General features: G+C 58.0%; 11 protein-coding genes. 6 read left to right on the top strand and 5 right to left on the bottom strand.

The annotated features are described in order from the left end of the window. Positions 1-240: 240 nt before the first annotated feature. Together ccmB and ccmA are read right to left on the bottom strand one after the other, a co-directional pair. Complete coding sequence (gene ccmB / locus AD944_RS12480; protein WP_006558873.1) at positions 241-909, bottom strand: heme exporter protein CcmB; 669 nt, start codon at positions 907-909, stop codon at positions 241-243. Next, positions 906-1,646 carry a heme ABC exporter ATP-binding protein CcmA gene (ccmA, locus tag AD944_RS12475; protein WP_082741249.1) on the bottom strand — a complete coding sequence of 247 codons (741 nt, stop codon included), beginning with the start codon at positions 1,644-1,646 and terminating at the stop codon, positions 906-908. The genes ccmB and ccmA overlap by 4 nt, the downstream gene beginning before the upstream one ends. 232 nt (positions 1,647-1,878) lie before the next feature. On the opposite strand from ccmA, the gene acnA reads away from it, so the two are divergent. From acnA to AD944_RS12450, 4 genes are all read left to right on the top strand, one after another. Continuing rightward, positions 1,879-4,572: an aconitate hydratase AcnA gene (acnA, locus tag AD944_RS12470; RefSeq protein WP_045542607.1), complete on the top strand. Its 2,694-nt coding sequence runs from the start codon at positions 1,879-1,881 to the stop codon at positions 4,570-4,572. A 100-nt stretch (positions 4,573-4,672) separates the two neighbouring features. Continuing rightward, positions 4,673-5,401: an amino acid ABC transporter ATP-binding protein gene (locus AD944_RS12465; RefSeq protein ID WP_269320086.1), complete on the top strand. Its 729-nt coding sequence runs from the start codon at positions 4,673-4,675 to the stop codon at positions 5,399-5,401. 35 nt (positions 5,402-5,436) lie between these two features. Further along, positions 5,437-6,954 carry an ABC transporter substrate-binding protein/permease gene (locus AD944_RS12460; RefSeq protein ID WP_045542628.1) on the top strand — a complete coding sequence of 506 codons (1,518 nt, stop codon included), beginning with the start codon at positions 5,437-5,439 and terminating at the stop codon, positions 6,952-6,954. Between the two features lie 462 nt (positions 6,955-7,416). After that, complete coding sequence (locus AD944_RS12450) at positions 7,417-8,322, top strand: LysR family transcriptional regulator (protein WP_045542610.1); 906 nt, start codon at positions 7,417-7,419, stop codon at positions 8,320-8,322. Between the two features lie 509 nt (positions 8,323-8,831). Here AD944_RS12450 and AD944_RS12445 read toward each other — a convergent pair. The 3 genes from AD944_RS12445 to AD944_RS12435 all read right to left on the bottom strand — a co-directional run bounded on the left by AD944_RS12445 (position 8,832) and on the right by AD944_RS12435 (position 11,737). Continuing rightward, a complete protein-coding gene (locus tag AD944_RS12445) occupies positions 8,832-9,788 on the bottom strand; it encodes a hypothetical protein (protein ID WP_035380155.1) in 957 nt (318 codons plus the stop codon). A 72-nt stretch (positions 9,789-9,860) separates the two neighbouring features. Continuing rightward, the gene (locus tag AD944_RS12440; RefSeq protein WP_045542611.1) at positions 9,861-11,144 is read right to left on the bottom strand and encodes an AAA family ATPase; all 1,284 of its coding nucleotides are present in this window, start codon (positions 11,142-11,144) and stop codon (positions 9,861-9,863) included. Then, positions 11,141-11,737: a hypothetical protein gene (locus tag AD944_RS12435; protein WP_052427192.1), complete on the bottom strand. Its 597-nt coding sequence runs from the start codon at positions 11,735-11,737 to the stop codon at positions 11,141-11,143. The genes AD944_RS12440 and AD944_RS12435 overlap by 4 nt, the downstream gene beginning before the upstream one ends. Positions 11,738-11,963: 226 nt before the next feature. Here AD944_RS12435 and rimP point away from each other — a divergent pair, with 226 nt between their 5' ends. Next, a complete protein-coding gene (gene rimP / locus AD944_RS12430) occupies positions 11,964-12,551 on the top strand; it encodes a ribosome maturation factor RimP (RefSeq protein WP_006558900.1) in 588 nt (195 codons plus the stop codon). Between the two features lie 30 nt (positions 12,552-12,581). Beyond that, complete coding sequence (nusA, locus tag AD944_RS12425) at positions 12,582-14,108, top strand: transcription termination factor NusA (protein WP_035380151.1); 1,527 nt, start codon at positions 12,582-12,584, stop codon at positions 14,106-14,108. Positions 14,109-14,125 lie beyond the last annotated feature (17 nt).

Below are 14,125 nucleotides of genomic sequence, written 5' to 3'. Positions count from 1 at the left end.
ATGCTTCCTCTCTCAACGGAGGGAGCATGGAAACAATGGCTGTACGCGTGTCAGATCAGGAAGCGAATGCTGAACGGTCTGCCGCTGAGCCAGTAGTTTTTTACTTCGTTGGCCTCGGAAACGGTCAGATTTGCGGCGGTATTTTCAAAAAATGTTTTGCCAGTCCGCCATGGTCGGTTTTCTAATCAGTCTTTGAGAAGAGCCTGCCAGCATGATGTGGCAGGCTCTGTTTTTTGTCGGTTATTCCACCGCAGCGCGTAATCCGGCTCCGGCTGCAAGTGGGCAGAGAGGCAAAGCGCCAGCCAGGAAAGCGCCGAGCAGTTCCAGATCAGGCCCCCAAGGCAGGCCAGTGCGCGCAGCGTCAATAGCGGCGGCCCCAAAAATCAGGGCCGGGGTTATGAGGGGCAGCACCAGAAGCGGCAGCAGAACGCCCCCGCGGCGCGCGCCCAGCACAATGGATGCGCCCATGCCGCCGACCAGAGACAAGACCATGGAGCCCAGCAGCAAGCCTGCCAGCAGAATAGGCAGTGTGGCCGTGGGGAGACCCAGCATGATGGCCAGCGGAACGGCGGCAATCAGCAGGGGGAGGCCGGTTGTCAGCCAGTGGGCGGTTATCTTGGCCAGCGCCACCAGCGCGGGCGGCAGACCCAGCAGCAGAAGTTGGTCAAGCGAGCCATCTTCCAGTTCCGCGCCAAACAGACGGTCCAGCGGCAGAAGGGCGGCCAGCAGTGCGCAGACCCAGATAATGCCGGGGGCCATATGGCGCAGCAGATCAGGCGATGGTCCAAGCGCAAGTGGAAAGAGGGTGCCTGTCAGAATAAAGAACAGCACTGCCCCCAACGTATCGGCCCCATGACGCAGTGCCAGCCGAAGGTCCCGGAAGACCACGGCCCAGAACAGGCTCATCATGCGCTGGCTCCTTCGTGATCAGAGGAAGAGAGGGCGGACGACTGCTCATCCCACCATCTGTCCGCTGGGTCCGGCGCGCCGGGCAGGGCAAGATGGCGCACGTCTTCAAGGGGCAGCGGCACATGGGTTGTGGCTATTACCACGCCGCCAGCAGCGCGGTGCCGGGCAATGGCTTCGCCCAGCAGCACAATGGCGTTGGCATCCAGCCCCAGGCTGGGTTCATCCAATAGCCACAGGGGAGCCTGAGCCAGCAGCACGCGGGCAAGGGCCGCACGCCGCTTCTGCCCGGCGGAAAGCAGGCGGGCCGGTAAATCAGCCAGCGGCAGAAGGTCAACAGCTTTGAGTGCTGCCGTCATGTCGCCGCCGCCTGCACGGGCAAACAGATGCAGATTCTCCACAACACTCAGGCTGGGTTTCAGGGCGTCCTGATGGCCAAGATAGGCAACGCGGGTGGCGTGGGCGGTGCGGTCTTCCGCAATGGGCACGCCGTCCCACAGCAGGGCGCCACCATCCGGGCGGCGCAGGCCTGCCAGCACACGCAGCAGGGTGGATTTGCCTGCCCCGTTGGGGCCGGTAAGCAGCATGGCCTCGCCAGCATCCAAACTCAGGCTGACATCATCCAGCACCAGCCGGTCTCCCCGGAAAACCGAGAGAGACTCTGCTACAAGCCGTGGTGTGCCGGAGGGGGAAGGGGCGGCAAGATGTGGCCCCTTTCCTGCAAAAAACCTCTCGGAGATCGGACTTCTCCTTAATGTTACCTATCAAAACCCGCCAAAGCCGGTGTGCTCGCGTTCTCGTGGTCGGGCCTCGGCTTGTGCCTTATCAGACTGCCGGTATGTTCTACTGCCAACGGGATATCAAGTCGGCCACCCGGAAGAGCGGGTGAGCACACTGGCACCGCGTCAGGCGGTGCGCCGACTTCCGGAACGTATCACCAGCCATGGGCTGTGATAGGGGAGATAGGGTATTATGAAGACGGTTGGGCATGACTCACTGAAAACAGGCCGTACACTGACAGTAGACGGTAAGGCCTATCATTATTTTTCCATTCCTGAAGCAGCAAAAACAATCGGCGATGTCAGCCGTCTGCCTGTTTCACTGAAGGTTCTGCTGGAAAACATCCTGCGCTTTGAAGACGGTCGTTCCTACAATGTGGATGACGCCAAGGCCATTGCAGGCTGGCTGCCAAAGGGAAGCAGCACCAAGGAAGTGCCGTTCAAGCCTTCTCGCATTCTGATGCAGGATTTCACGGGTGTTCCTGCGGTGGTTGATCTGGCCGCCATGCGCGACGGCATTGTGAAGCTGAAAGGCGACCCCCAGAAGGTGAACCCGTTGGTTCCCGTCAATCTGGTGATCGACCATTCCGTTATGGTGGATGTTTACGGTTCGCAGGATGCGCTGCAGAAAAACATCACGCTTGAGTTCGAACGCAATGGCGAACGCTACGCCTTCCTGCGCTGGGGCCAGGAAGCGTTTGAAAACTTCTCCGTTGTGCCGCCTGATACCGGCATCTGCCATCAGGTGAACCTGGAATACATTGCCCAGGTTGCCTGGACAGCCAACGTGGGTGGCAAGGATTACGTCTACCCCGATTCGCTTTACGGCACAGACAGCCACACCACCATGATCAACGGTCTGGGCGTTCTGGGCTGGGGTGTTGGCGGGATTGAGGCTGAAGCCGCAATGCTGGGCCAGCCCATTGCCATGCTGATCCCTGATGTGATCGGTTTTAAACTGACTGGCAAACTGCCTGAAGGCGCCACGGCGACCGATCTGGTGCTGACCGTGACCCAGATGCTCCGTAAAAAGGGCGTTGTGGGTAAGTTTGTTGAATTCTTTGGTCCTGCTCTTGATCACCTGCCGGTGGCTGACCGCGCAACCATTGCCAACATGGCTCCGGAATATGGCGCAACCTGCGGCTTCTTCCCGGTTGATGCCCTGACGCTGGACTTCCTGCGTGAAACCGGCCGTGATGAACACCGCATCAAGCTGACCGAAGAATATCTGCGGGCGCAGGAAATGTTCCGCACCGCTGAAACCCCGGAACCTGTGTTTACGGATGTTCTGGAACTGGATCTGAGCACGGTTGTGCCGTCAATCTCCGGTCCGAAGCGCCCGCAGGACCGCGTTGTTCTGACGGAAGCCAAGACCGCGTTTGAAAAAGAACTGACCTCTTCCCTTGGCGTTCCCGCGAACGATGCCAACAAGAGGGTTCCGGTTGCTGGCACCAACTATGAAATCGGTCAGGGCGATATTGTGATCGCCGCCATTACCTCCTGCACCAACACCTCCAACCCGGCGGTGCTGATTGCGGCTGGTCTGGTGGCCCGCAAGGCGCGTGCTCTGGGCCTGAAACCCAAACCCTGGGTCAAGACCTCACTGGCTCCCGGCTCTCAGGTCGTGACCGATTATCTGGACCGTTCCAAGCTGTCTGAAGATCTGGATGCACTGGGCTTCAACACGGTCGGGTATGGCTGCACAACCTGTATCGGTAACTCCGGTCCGCTGCCGCCGCACATTGTGGATGCCATTGAAAACAACAACTTGGTTGCTGTTTCCGTGCTGTCCGGCAACCGTAACTTTGAAGGCCGTATCTCTCCGAACGTGCGGGCAAACTATCTTGCCAGCCCGCCGCTGGTGGTTGCCTACTCCATTCTGGGCACCATGCGGAAGGATATCACGACCGAACCTCTGGGCACCTCCAAGGATGGCAAGCCGGTCTATCTGAAAGATGTCTGGCCTTCCAACAAGGAAATTGCTGACCTGATCGGTTCTTCCATCAACCGTGAAGAGTTCATCAAGCGCTACAAGCATGTGTCTAAGGGCACGAAGGAATGGCAGGACCTGAAGGTTGCCACCGGGTCTGAAACCTACGCGTGGGATGCAAAATCCACCTATGTTCAGGATCCGCCGTACTTCAAGGACATCACACCGGAACCCAAGCCGCGTGGTGGCATTGAAAACGCCCGTATTCTGGCCCTGCTGGGTGACAACATCACGACTGACCACATCTCACCTGCCGGTGCGATCAAGAAGGACTCCCCTGCCGGGCGTTATCTGATCGAGCATGGTGTGGAACCACGTGACTTCAACTCCTACGGCTCTCGCCGCGGGAATGACCGTGTGATGGTGCGTGGCACCTTTGCCAACATCCGCATCAAGAATGAGATGCTGCCGGGCACGGAAGGGGGGCTTTCCAAGCACTATCCTGATGGCAAGGAAGGCTTCATTTACGATGTCGCCATGGAATACAAGAAGGAAGGCGTTCCGCTTGTGGTCTTTGGTGGCAAGGAATACGGCATGGGGTCCTCCCGTGACTGGGCTGCCAAAGGCACCCTGCTGCTGGGGATCAAGGCAGTCATTGCTGAAAGCTTTGAACGTATTCACCGTTCCAACCTTGTGGGCATGGGCGTTCTGCCGCTGCTGTTCAAGGAAGGCACAACCCGCAAGACCCTGAACCTGAAGGGTGATGAAACCATCACCATCACGGGGCTGGAAAAAATCACGCCGCGCATGGATGTGACCATGACCATTACGCGTGCTGATGGTTCCAAGCAGGATGTTCCGCTTCTTTGCCGTGTCGATACACTGGACGAAGTTGAGTATTACCGGCATGGTGGCATCCTTCAGTATGTGTTGCGTGGGATGACCAAAGCTGCCTGATAACCGTTTTGTTCCTAGCGGACACGACATTGCCGACCCGGATTACACCGGGTCGGCTTTTTGCGTTGAAGAAGACCCCATCGTTCTAAGTGCGCTGAATGTGCACAAAAGCTTTGGAGAAGGGGCAATTCTGAGCGGTGTCTCCCTTGAAGTGCGCAAGGGGGAGTTGATCTCAGTGATCGGCCCATCCGGCTGCGGGAAATCAACATTCCTGCGGTGTCTGAATTTTCTGGAAATACCGGATAGCGGGACCGTAACCGCCATGGGCGTTACGATAGAACGCCAAGGTGGCCCCTGGCGGCGTGCTGACGAGCATATGGCCCATAAGCTGCGCACCCATGTGGGCATGGTGTTTCAGAGCTTTAATCTTTTCCCGCACCTTACGGTTTTGGATAACGTTCTGCTGGCCCCGCGCGTGGTGAAGGGCGAAGGCGGCGTGGAAGAACGGGATGAGGCCATGGCCCTGCTGGAAAAGGTGGGGCTGGGCAAGGTGGCGCAGCGTTATCCTCTTTCTCTCTCCGGCGGGCAGCAGCAGCGCGCGGCCATTGCCCGCGCCTTGGCCATGCGGCCGGAGATCATGCTGTATGATGAACCCACATCCGCACTGGACCCGCTGGTGGCGGAGGAAGTGCTGGGCGTGATGCGCACGCTGGACAATGAGGGCATGACCCAGATTGTGGTCACGCATGACATGCGTTTTGCCCAGGTGGCGTCTGATATCATTGTTTACATGGATGGTGGACACATTATAGAGGCCGGACCACCGGAAACCCTGTGCGTGAATCCTGTGGATGAGCGCACCCGACGTTTTTTAAGGACAGTTTTGTGAAGCACGGCCTGCGGCATTTTCTGTCACGGTTTGTCATGGTTCGGTCTGGGCTTCTTGCAGTGTTGGCGTTGGTAGCGGCTTTTGGTCTGTCCGCGCCAAAGGCGGGGTTTGCGGCCGAACCTTTGCGGTGGGCGGCTGATGCCTCGGCAGATGTGCCCTACACTTTTCATGACCTGAAAGATCAGTCACGCCTTACGGGGTATGAATATGAACTGATGCAGGAACTGGGCCGCCATATGGGCCGGGATCTGGCGTTCGTTCAGAATGACTGGGATGGCCTGATTCCCGGCCTGCAACGCGGCCTGTACGCCATGGTGATCTGCGGGATCGAGATCACACCGGAGCATGCCGAAGGCATAGATTTCAGCACCCCCTATTACGTGACATCCGAGCGGATTGTGGTGCGCAGGAATGGCCCGCAATTCTCCCGGCTGGAGGATCTGGATGGGCACGTGGTGGGTACCATCAAGGCCACGCAGGCAGAGCGGATTCTGGCCGGGCATCCCAAAGTGCATGTGCGCACCTATGATGAAGAAACCAATGTGTTCATGGATCTTGTGAATGGCCGCACAGAGGCCATCCTGATTGATGGCCCCATTGCCCAGTATTACGGCGCAACCAATCCCGCCTTGCAGATAACGGGCGAACCCATTGGGCGCGTGGCTTACGGCATTGCTTTTGCCAAAGGCCAGAACGCGGCGCTGCGGGAACAGGTCAACACGGCTCTGGCCGCCATGCTCAAGGATGGCAGCCTGCACACCATTCTGGCACGCTGGAATTTGTGGACGCCTGAAATGGCGCAGTTCGCGCAGGATTTTTCCACACCTGATATCGCCCCTACCGAGTGGCAGTCCTATGTTGCGGCGCAACAGGGCGGCGCTGGCTGGACGGAACGGTTGCGGCGTTACGTCGGGTTTCTGCCTTTGCTGGCCAAAGGGGCTGTTCTTACCCTTGCCGTTTCCTTGTGTGCCATGGTGTTGGCGGTGGCTCTTGGGTTGTCACTGGCTCTGCTGCGTTTGTATGGCGCACCGTGGATGGCGTCTCTCGCCGGGCTGTATGTGGAAATAGTCCGTGGCACGCCACTGCTGATCCAGATTTTGTTCATTTTCTATGGCCTGCCGCAGTTTGGTATCAATCTTGGCCCGTTTCTGGCCGGGGTGATGGGGCTGGGGCTTAACTACGCAGCCTATGAGGCCGAGAACTATCGTGCGGGCCTGCAATCCGTGGCTCGTGGCCAGATGGAAGCCGCGCTGGCCCTGAACATGACGCATATTCAGGCGTTGCGGTTTGTGGTTGTGCCTCAGGCGTTCCGGCTGGTGATGCCTGTCATGACCAATGATTTCATTTCTCTGCTGAAAGACTCATCGCTGGTCAGCGTGATTACGCTCACAGAACTCACCCAGACCTATATTCGCCTGTCTTCCACCTATTTTGACTATTTTGGCACGGGTTTGATGGTGGGGGGTGCCTATCTGCTGCTGGGGCTGCCGTTTGTGCGTTTGGCCCGGATGGCGGAAAAGAAACTGGCGCAGCCTCACACACGCCACCGCTAAGGCTACCGCCAAGAAGGTGTGAAAGATCAGCGCGTGAGGCTGGCAAGGCAGTTGTGAGATTGAACAGCAGGGCTTTCAGCTACCAAGACCAAGACCAAGACCAAGACCAAGACCAAGGGCACGGTGCTGGGGCCTGCGGGCGGCAAAAAACGGTGCATGTTGCTGTCAAAAATCCCGCCCGCCCGGCCTACCAGACTTGGCAACGGCCCTCTTGTGGGGCTGGAAGCAGCAAGGCGTTGGCACATCAAATGCGCCTGAGGCATGGCGGAAGAGTGCTCCCGTCAATTGTGTATAAAATAAGTATGAGTCAGATATAAATACGATAGTCGTATGATTACAGCTATACTCTAGCCGGGTCTGACGGTGGTCTGTGCGGTGCGGTGCCCGGAACCGTACCAAGCGGTCTGCTGAAAAGGCAGGGCAGGGCGTTTCAGCGTCTCAGCACATGTGTTCCGGAACCTGATGGACCTTCTTTCTGCTCTTCACAGCTTTGTCCGCGTGGCGGCCACAGGCTCTTTTTCGGCTGTCTCGCGTGAGACAGGTGTCAGTCAGCCCACTATTTCACGGCATATCGCCTTGCTGGAAGCGCATTACGGCACCACGCTGTTTGCCCGCACCACGCGCAGCCTGATGATGACAGAAGACGGCCGCAGCCTTCTGCCCCATGCCTATGAAGTTCTGGAAATTCTGGAAACGGCTGAAACCGTTCTGGGGCGACGGCGTGCATCTGTCTCCGGTTTGGTGCGGTTGGGGGTGACCACGGCGTTTGGCCTCTATCTGACCAGACGACTGGGGGAGTTGCTGGAGCGTCATCCTGATCTTTCAGTCGAGATCGTGATGCGCGACTCGTTTGGAGATCTGGTGGAAGAAGGGCTGGATCTGGCCGTGCGCGTAGGGGAAATTGCCGAAGGCTCCCTGATTGCCCGCAAGCTGGGCGTGGTGCGCAAATGGCTGGTTGTTTCTCCGGACTGCCTGAAACGGTGCGGCACCCCAGAACATCCGCGTGACCTGCCAGAATATCCTGCCATTGTTTACAACTATGGCGGTGGCCGGAATGACTGGCATTTTTATCGGGAAGAAGAAGAAAGCGTTATCGCGCCCTCAACGGTGTTCCGGGCCAACAGTAGTGAGGCCGTTTTCTATGCTGTTTCCGCCAGCATCGGCATTGGCCTGCTGCCAGAGTTCCTGGTGCGGGAAGCCGTAGAAGAGGGTAAGTTGGTACGCCTGTTTGCAGATTGGAACATTCCCTCTCTGCCGTTCTACGCAGTGCATACAGGTCCGCGCACCCTGCCACTGCGGACGCGTACGGTGCTTGATTTCCTGATTGAGGTTTCCTCCGATGTCTTGAGGGAAACGCCTAAATCCTGAAGAGAGAGTGCTTGAAAAATCTGGTGGGGTAATTTGCCGCACCTTTTGTTGGTGCCGAAAAGCGTGGGTTTTTGTCCCACGTTCTTTCATCACTGGGGCGTCTTGTTTGTAGGCTTCAGACTCCAGCTTTCCTGCGTCACTAATTCCTCACGGCCTAGATTTTCAGACTCTTCAAGCCGCGTCTCGGTCTCACAAAATCCTCGCCAGCTTTTTGGCGCGCGAGCGTGAAGGTAGCAAAAGCGTCTTCTGACTGTCTGCTTGTGCAAGAGTGGGGCATTTTGCGCCCAACGACAGTGAGTGCGTTTTTGGTGCGGGGGTGTCGGAGGGGCGGGAGATGATCCCTCCCGTTGCGGAATTTCTTCCGTGACGCAGAGGAGAGCAGACGCTAGGAGGCTGCCCCCAACATCACGCGCTTCTCTTCTTCATGACCGAGGCTTTGATTTCGCGGGGAGAAACGTTCTTCCCGGCAACCTGCACCTGCATCAGGTCACACGGTAAGAACGCAGGTCTTAACCGTGGAAACCGGGGTCCGTGGCTGCGGCAGCGGGGAGTGGGCCGCCTTCCAGGGTGCTGTTGTACCCTTTGCGCAGGTAAGGCAGCCAGTTTTTCAGCCACGTATCGCTTCGTTTCACAAAATCCGCCACCATGGGGGAATTGTTCATGCCCGCGCGGGACCAGTCTTCCGGAGCACCCGGCACGGCACGTTGCCCTGCTTCCGCCGGGCTGAGCAGCGTGTGGATGGTCGCAAAATCGACTCCGGTGCCAGACTTGCTTTTCTCAATATGGGTCCATCCCGCATCCACCAGAATGGGGGGAAGGTCAAAGCCCATCATGCCAAGCCGCTGCAATGCGGGCGGAATGAACAGCGGGCTGCTCAGCAGGCCCTGCAAGGCCTGATTGGAAGTGAGGAACAGGTTGTTCACCACCCGTATGGGGGAGGTCAGCCAGCATTCCGTGTGGGTGCCATCTTGCGGCAGGTCCCCAACTGTAAAGTTGAAGCCGCTATGGCACATATCCTGCAACATCTGGGTGTCAGAAGAGGGGAGGGATTGTGTGGTGGCCTGCGCGATGATGAAGCCCGTGACCACACCGCGTTCTGACCGCACGAAAATGGAGGTCAGAATCTCCCCATGCGAAACATCATCCTGATAGTTTAAAACAGGGTGCCATTTGCCAGCCGGGAGCGGAAGTTGACGCCCGGCAAAAGGAATCACGCCTTCAAACTGCGCATCCAGCGGAGGTTGGGAAACCATGCGGCGTCCTTCCCCTTCGGCATTGTTGGTCTGCGCGGCGGAGCTTCGGCCAAGCATGTGGCCAACCTTGTCCGTTACCGTCTGGTAGTAGGGCAGGCGGGTCGTCAGCCAGGGGGCGGGAAACAGCACAGAAAAAATGCCGCATGCACCGGTGGAAATCAGAACCGTGCGCCACAGGGGGGCACGTTGCCAAAGGCGGGTAAAAGCGGACATGCCGTAATGCTCGGTCCAGACGGTATCAGGTGTGAAAAAACTGGGGCCTACCCACCGGCAGGCCCCGTACGCTTATGGGGTCAGGCGAGCGTGCATGCTCTCACTGCTGTCACCGTTATTGTCGGCTATTTTGGCTGTCACGGTGCCGTCCTCATCGCGGGAGATGCGAATCATGGAGGCACCCTGCTGGCGCGCCACAATCAGCGATTCGCTGATCATGTCTTCAATGGAACGCACAAGATCGCGGGCCGATGCGGCATCGCCCATACGGCTCTGGCGGCGCATCACATCCATCAGCAGGGACGCATCGATACCGCCGGTTTCCACCTTCAGCCCGTAGCTTTCGATCATGGTTTCGATTTCCAGTGCGGAAACGCGGGCAATATCCAGCCCCTTCAGCGCACGGAATACAAAGATACGGTCCAGACGGTTGAGCACTTCCGGGGCAAAACCAGCCTGACGCAGTGCTTCAACCGACTCGGCGCGCATCCGGTCCGGATCATCATGCAGGCGATCCGCAATTTCCGTCAGTGCATCGGTTGCGATGTTGGATGTCAGCACAAAAATGGCGCGAACGGTAGAAATCTGCTGCCCGGTGGAGGCCTCGGTAATATGGCCGTCGTTCCACGCGGTCAGGAATTTCTTGAATACGTCCGGGTGGGCTTTTTCAATTTCATCCAGCAGCACCACGGCATCGGGCTTTTCCTTCAGGCCGCCGGTCAGCTTGCCGTAGGTATCAGAACCCACATACCCTTTGGGGGAGCCAAAAAGCTGGGTGGCCGCGTGCGGGCTGCTCATCTGCGTCATGTCAAAATGCAGCAGAGGGCGTTCAAGCTGGCGGGCCATCTGTTTGGCAAGATAGGTTTTACCGGTGCCGGGTGGGCCCGCCAGCAGGAAGATACCAACCGGCTTGCCGCGAACCTGCAGGGCCAGCCTGCGGCGCAACTGCACGGCAATATCTTCACATACCTGATCCTGGCCAATCACGCGGGCGCGCAGGTTGGCGGCCAGTTCCTCGGCATCAATTGTTGTTTCCCGCTGTTCCCGCGCCAGCATTTCTTCAAGCGCGTTGCGGTTGGTCAGTCTGGCAAGAACGTCCATCATCCACCCCCGTCGGCGTAATAAGCCTTTGCGTGCAAGCCGCTCGGCGCGTGTTTCGAACAGCAGCCCGCCTATGGTCAACAAGCCGCTGACTGCGGCAATTATGGGCCATGCCGGTGCACACCATTCCATGAAATGGGTGAGCGAGGCCAGTGAAAGGTGCAGGCTGATGGCCATCTGGATGCTGGCCAGCACCAGAAAAATCACCATCATCAACGGCATCAGCCGGTTAAGGGCTGGTAGCAGGCCTTTCATTGGGCAATCACCGTCAGGCCAAGAGAGTCACCCTGATGCATAACAGGCAGAACCTGTGGGCCGAACATGGTTATCACGCCGCTTCCTATTCCTACTATGCCCGGATCAGACACGGGAAGGATATCAACATTTCCGGCAACCGTAATGGGGAGAATCAATACGGTGGGGTTTGTTTGCAGGGCAACGGTACGGTGCATGGTGCCTGATATGACAGACACAGTGCCCCCCGTGCCTGTGGCATCAAAAATGGGCATGGCAACCAGACGCAGATCGCGCCGCTTCACGCCTGCCAGAATGTCAGCCTGTTCTTTTTCAGAATAGCCGGAGGAAGCAAGGGCTTCGGCTGCCTTGTCGGGGGCAATCAGGGAAAGCTGAATGCCTGTGCGCTGCTGTGATGCATCCGCACTCTGGTTATCTCCGCTTCCTGCGGCTGCCGGAGTAGTGGGGGTGTTGTTGCCCGAGCCCATGAAATGGACCCCGGCACCGGCCAGCAGGGTGCAGGTTGCCAGAGCGACAAGCACGGTGCGGAAATGGGAGGGTTTCTCCTCTTTCTCCGGCTGCGCTTTATACACGGGGTCAGGCAGATCGTTCATGAAATGTAATCAGACATATCCGGGTGGGAGTGTGCAAGTTCTGAAAACGCAGGAAAGCCCCGAAAAGAGCCCCGCACGACTAATTTCTTTTTTATGGGGGGTGGGAAAAGAAGGGCAACAGGGGTTTCAACTCTTGCAGCATGGTCTGGTATCCCCTACATGAAACATCATCCTTTCATTTTATCAGAATTTTGGGGGGTGGCCTTGACGGGCCGCCTTTTTTGCATTGGACGCTGATCTGCCCATCCATTCCGGCCTGGAAGCCCGCCTTGTCGCCCTTGTGGCGCCAACGCTGGATGATCTTGGCTATGAGATTGTTCGCGTGGCGGTGCTGGGGCGTGAAAGCCCGACAGTGCAGATCATGGCGGACCGCAAGGATGGCTCGCTCATCAATGTGGAAGATTGTGAGCGCATCAGCCATGCCGTGGGCGCTGTGCTGGATGTGGAAGATCCTATCCCCGGTGCCTGGACGCTTGAGGTGTCCTCCGCCGGAATTGATCGTCCGTTGACGCGCGCCAAGGACTGGAACCGCTTCACCGGCCATCAGGCCAAGGTGGAAGTTCTGGTTCCGGTTGATGGTCGGCGCCGGTTTTCCGGTGTTGTCCTGGGGGCGGATGCAGAAACCGGCCGACTCCGGCTGGATGATGGAACTGAGGCCCGTTTGCCGCTGGCGGAAATCCGTCGGGCAAAACTGGTATTGACGGATGCCCTGATTGAGGCGAGTGCGCAGATGGCGCGCCCTGCCGATGATGAGGGCGAGAATGAAAAGAGCAAGGCCGGGGAAGAAAAACCGGCCGGGCGCAAGTTACACTGATCACGTCGCCTGCTTTGGAGAGCTGAGAGTATGGATACCTCTGTTTCCCGTCCTGAACTGCTGCTGGTTGCAGATGCTGTTTCGCGCGAGAAGGGAATCGAACGCGAAGAAGTGCTGGAAGCCATGGAGCAGGCTATCCAGAAGGCCGGACGTGCCAAATACGGGCATGAGAAAGATATCCGCGCGACCATTGATCGCCGGACGGGTGAAGTGCGTCTCTCCCGCTGGACGGAAGTTGTCGAGCAGGTAGAGAACGAGGAAACCCAGATTCCGCTGGCCATTGCCCGCAAGTTCCAGCCGGAAATCAAGGCTGGCGAATATCTGGTTGATCCGCTGCCGCCTATCGATTTTGGCCGCATTGCCGCCCAGACCGCCAAGCAGGTGATTGTCCAGCGCGTGCGGGAATATGAGCGCAAGCGCCAGTATAACGAATTCAAGGACCGCGTAGGCGAGATCGTCAACGGCACTGTCAAACGGACCGAATACGGCAACCTGATGGTGGAAATCGGCTCTGCCGAGGCGCTGCTGCGCCGGGATGAGCTGATTCCGCGTGAATCCTTCCGCAACTCCGACCGCGTGCGCGCCTACATCTATGATGTGCGTGATGAACCCCGTGGCCCGCAGATCTTCCTCTCCCGCACGCATCCGGCCTTCCTGGCCAAGCTGTTCGCGCAGGAAGTGCCTGAAATCTATGATGGGATCATTGAGATCAAGGCTGTGGCGCGTGACCCGGGTTCCCGTGCAAAGATGGCCGTGATCTCCCGTGATGCGTCCATTGATCCGGTTGGCGCCTGCGTGGGTATGCGTGGGTCTCGCGTGCAGGCGGTTGTGGCCGAACTGCAGGGCGAAAAGATTGATATCATTCCGTGGAGCCCGCAGGCCGCGACCTTTGTGGTGAACGCACTGGCCCCGGCTGAAGTCTCCAAAGTGGTGATGGATGAAGAAGCGGGCCGCGTTGAAGTGGTGGTGCCGGACGAGCAGCTTTCGCTGGCCATTGGCCGCCGTGGGCAGAACGTGCGTCTGGCCAGCCAGTTGACGCGTTGGGATATTGATATCCTGACCGAAGCTGAAGAATCCGAACGCCGCCAGGAAGAATTCCGTCGCCGCACCAACCTGTTTGTTGAAGCGCTGGATGTTGATGATGTGATTGCCGGTCTTCTGGTGACGGAAGGCTTCCATACCATTGAAGAACTGGCCTATGCCGACCCGGATGAACTGATTGGCATTGAAGGTTTTGACGAATCGGTGGTAAGTGAACTGGTGCAGCGCGCCGAAGCCTATCTGGTGAAACAGGAAGAAAACCTGGATACCAAGCGGCGCGAGCTCGGTGTGTCTGATGACATTGCCGATATGGGCGTGTTTACCAACCAGATGCTTGTGACACTGGGTGAAAAGGGTGTAAAAACTCTGGACGACCTTGCTGATCTGGCTGGTGATGAGCTTGTCGAAATTCTCGGTACTGACGCTATTGAGGAAGATGCTGCCAATGAAATCATCATGGCGGCGCGTGCTCACTGGTTTGACGAGGAAGACGGCAAAAGCGCCGAGCAGGAGTAAGAACGGGTCTGGCTGCT

This window comes from Acetobacter tropicalis (assembly GCF_001580915.1).
In the GTDB taxonomy this organism is placed as follows: domain Bacteria; phylum Pseudomonadota; class Alphaproteobacteria; order Acetobacterales; family Acetobacteraceae; genus Acetobacter; species Acetobacter tropicalis.
This window is presented reverse-complemented; position numbering and strand designations above follow the sequence as displayed.

Coding starts and splice junctions, on each gene's coding strand:
- ccmB (WP_006558873.1), bottom strand. CDS start 909: ATGATGAGCCTGTTCTGGGCCGTGGTCTTCCGGGACCTTCGGCTGGCA.
- acnA (WP_045542607.1), top strand. CDS start 1,879: ATGAAGACGGTTGGGCATGACTCACTGAAAACAGGCCGTACACTGACA.
- AD944_RS12460 (WP_045542628.1), top strand. CDS start 5,437: ATGGTTCGGTCTGGGCTTCTTGCAGTGTTGGCGTTGGTAGCGGCTTTT.
- AD944_RS12450 (WP_045542610.1), top strand. CDS start 7,417: ATGGACCTTCTTTCTGCTCTTCACAGCTTTGTCCGCGTGGCGGCCACA.
- AD944_RS12445 (WP_035380155.1), bottom strand. CDS start 9,788: ATGTCCGCTTTTACCCGCCTTTGGCAACGTGCCCCCCTGTGGCGCACG.
- AD944_RS12440 (WP_045542611.1), bottom strand. CDS start 11,144: ATGAAAGGCCTGCTACCAGCCCTTAACCGGCTGATGCCGTTGATGATG.
- AD944_RS12435 (WP_052427192.1), bottom strand. CDS start 11,737: ATGAACGATCTGCCTGACCCCGTGTATAAAGCGCAGCCGGAGAAAGAG.
- nusA (WP_035380151.1), top strand. CDS start 12,582: ATGGATACCTCTGTTTCCCGTCCTGAACTGCTGCTGGTTGCAGATGCT.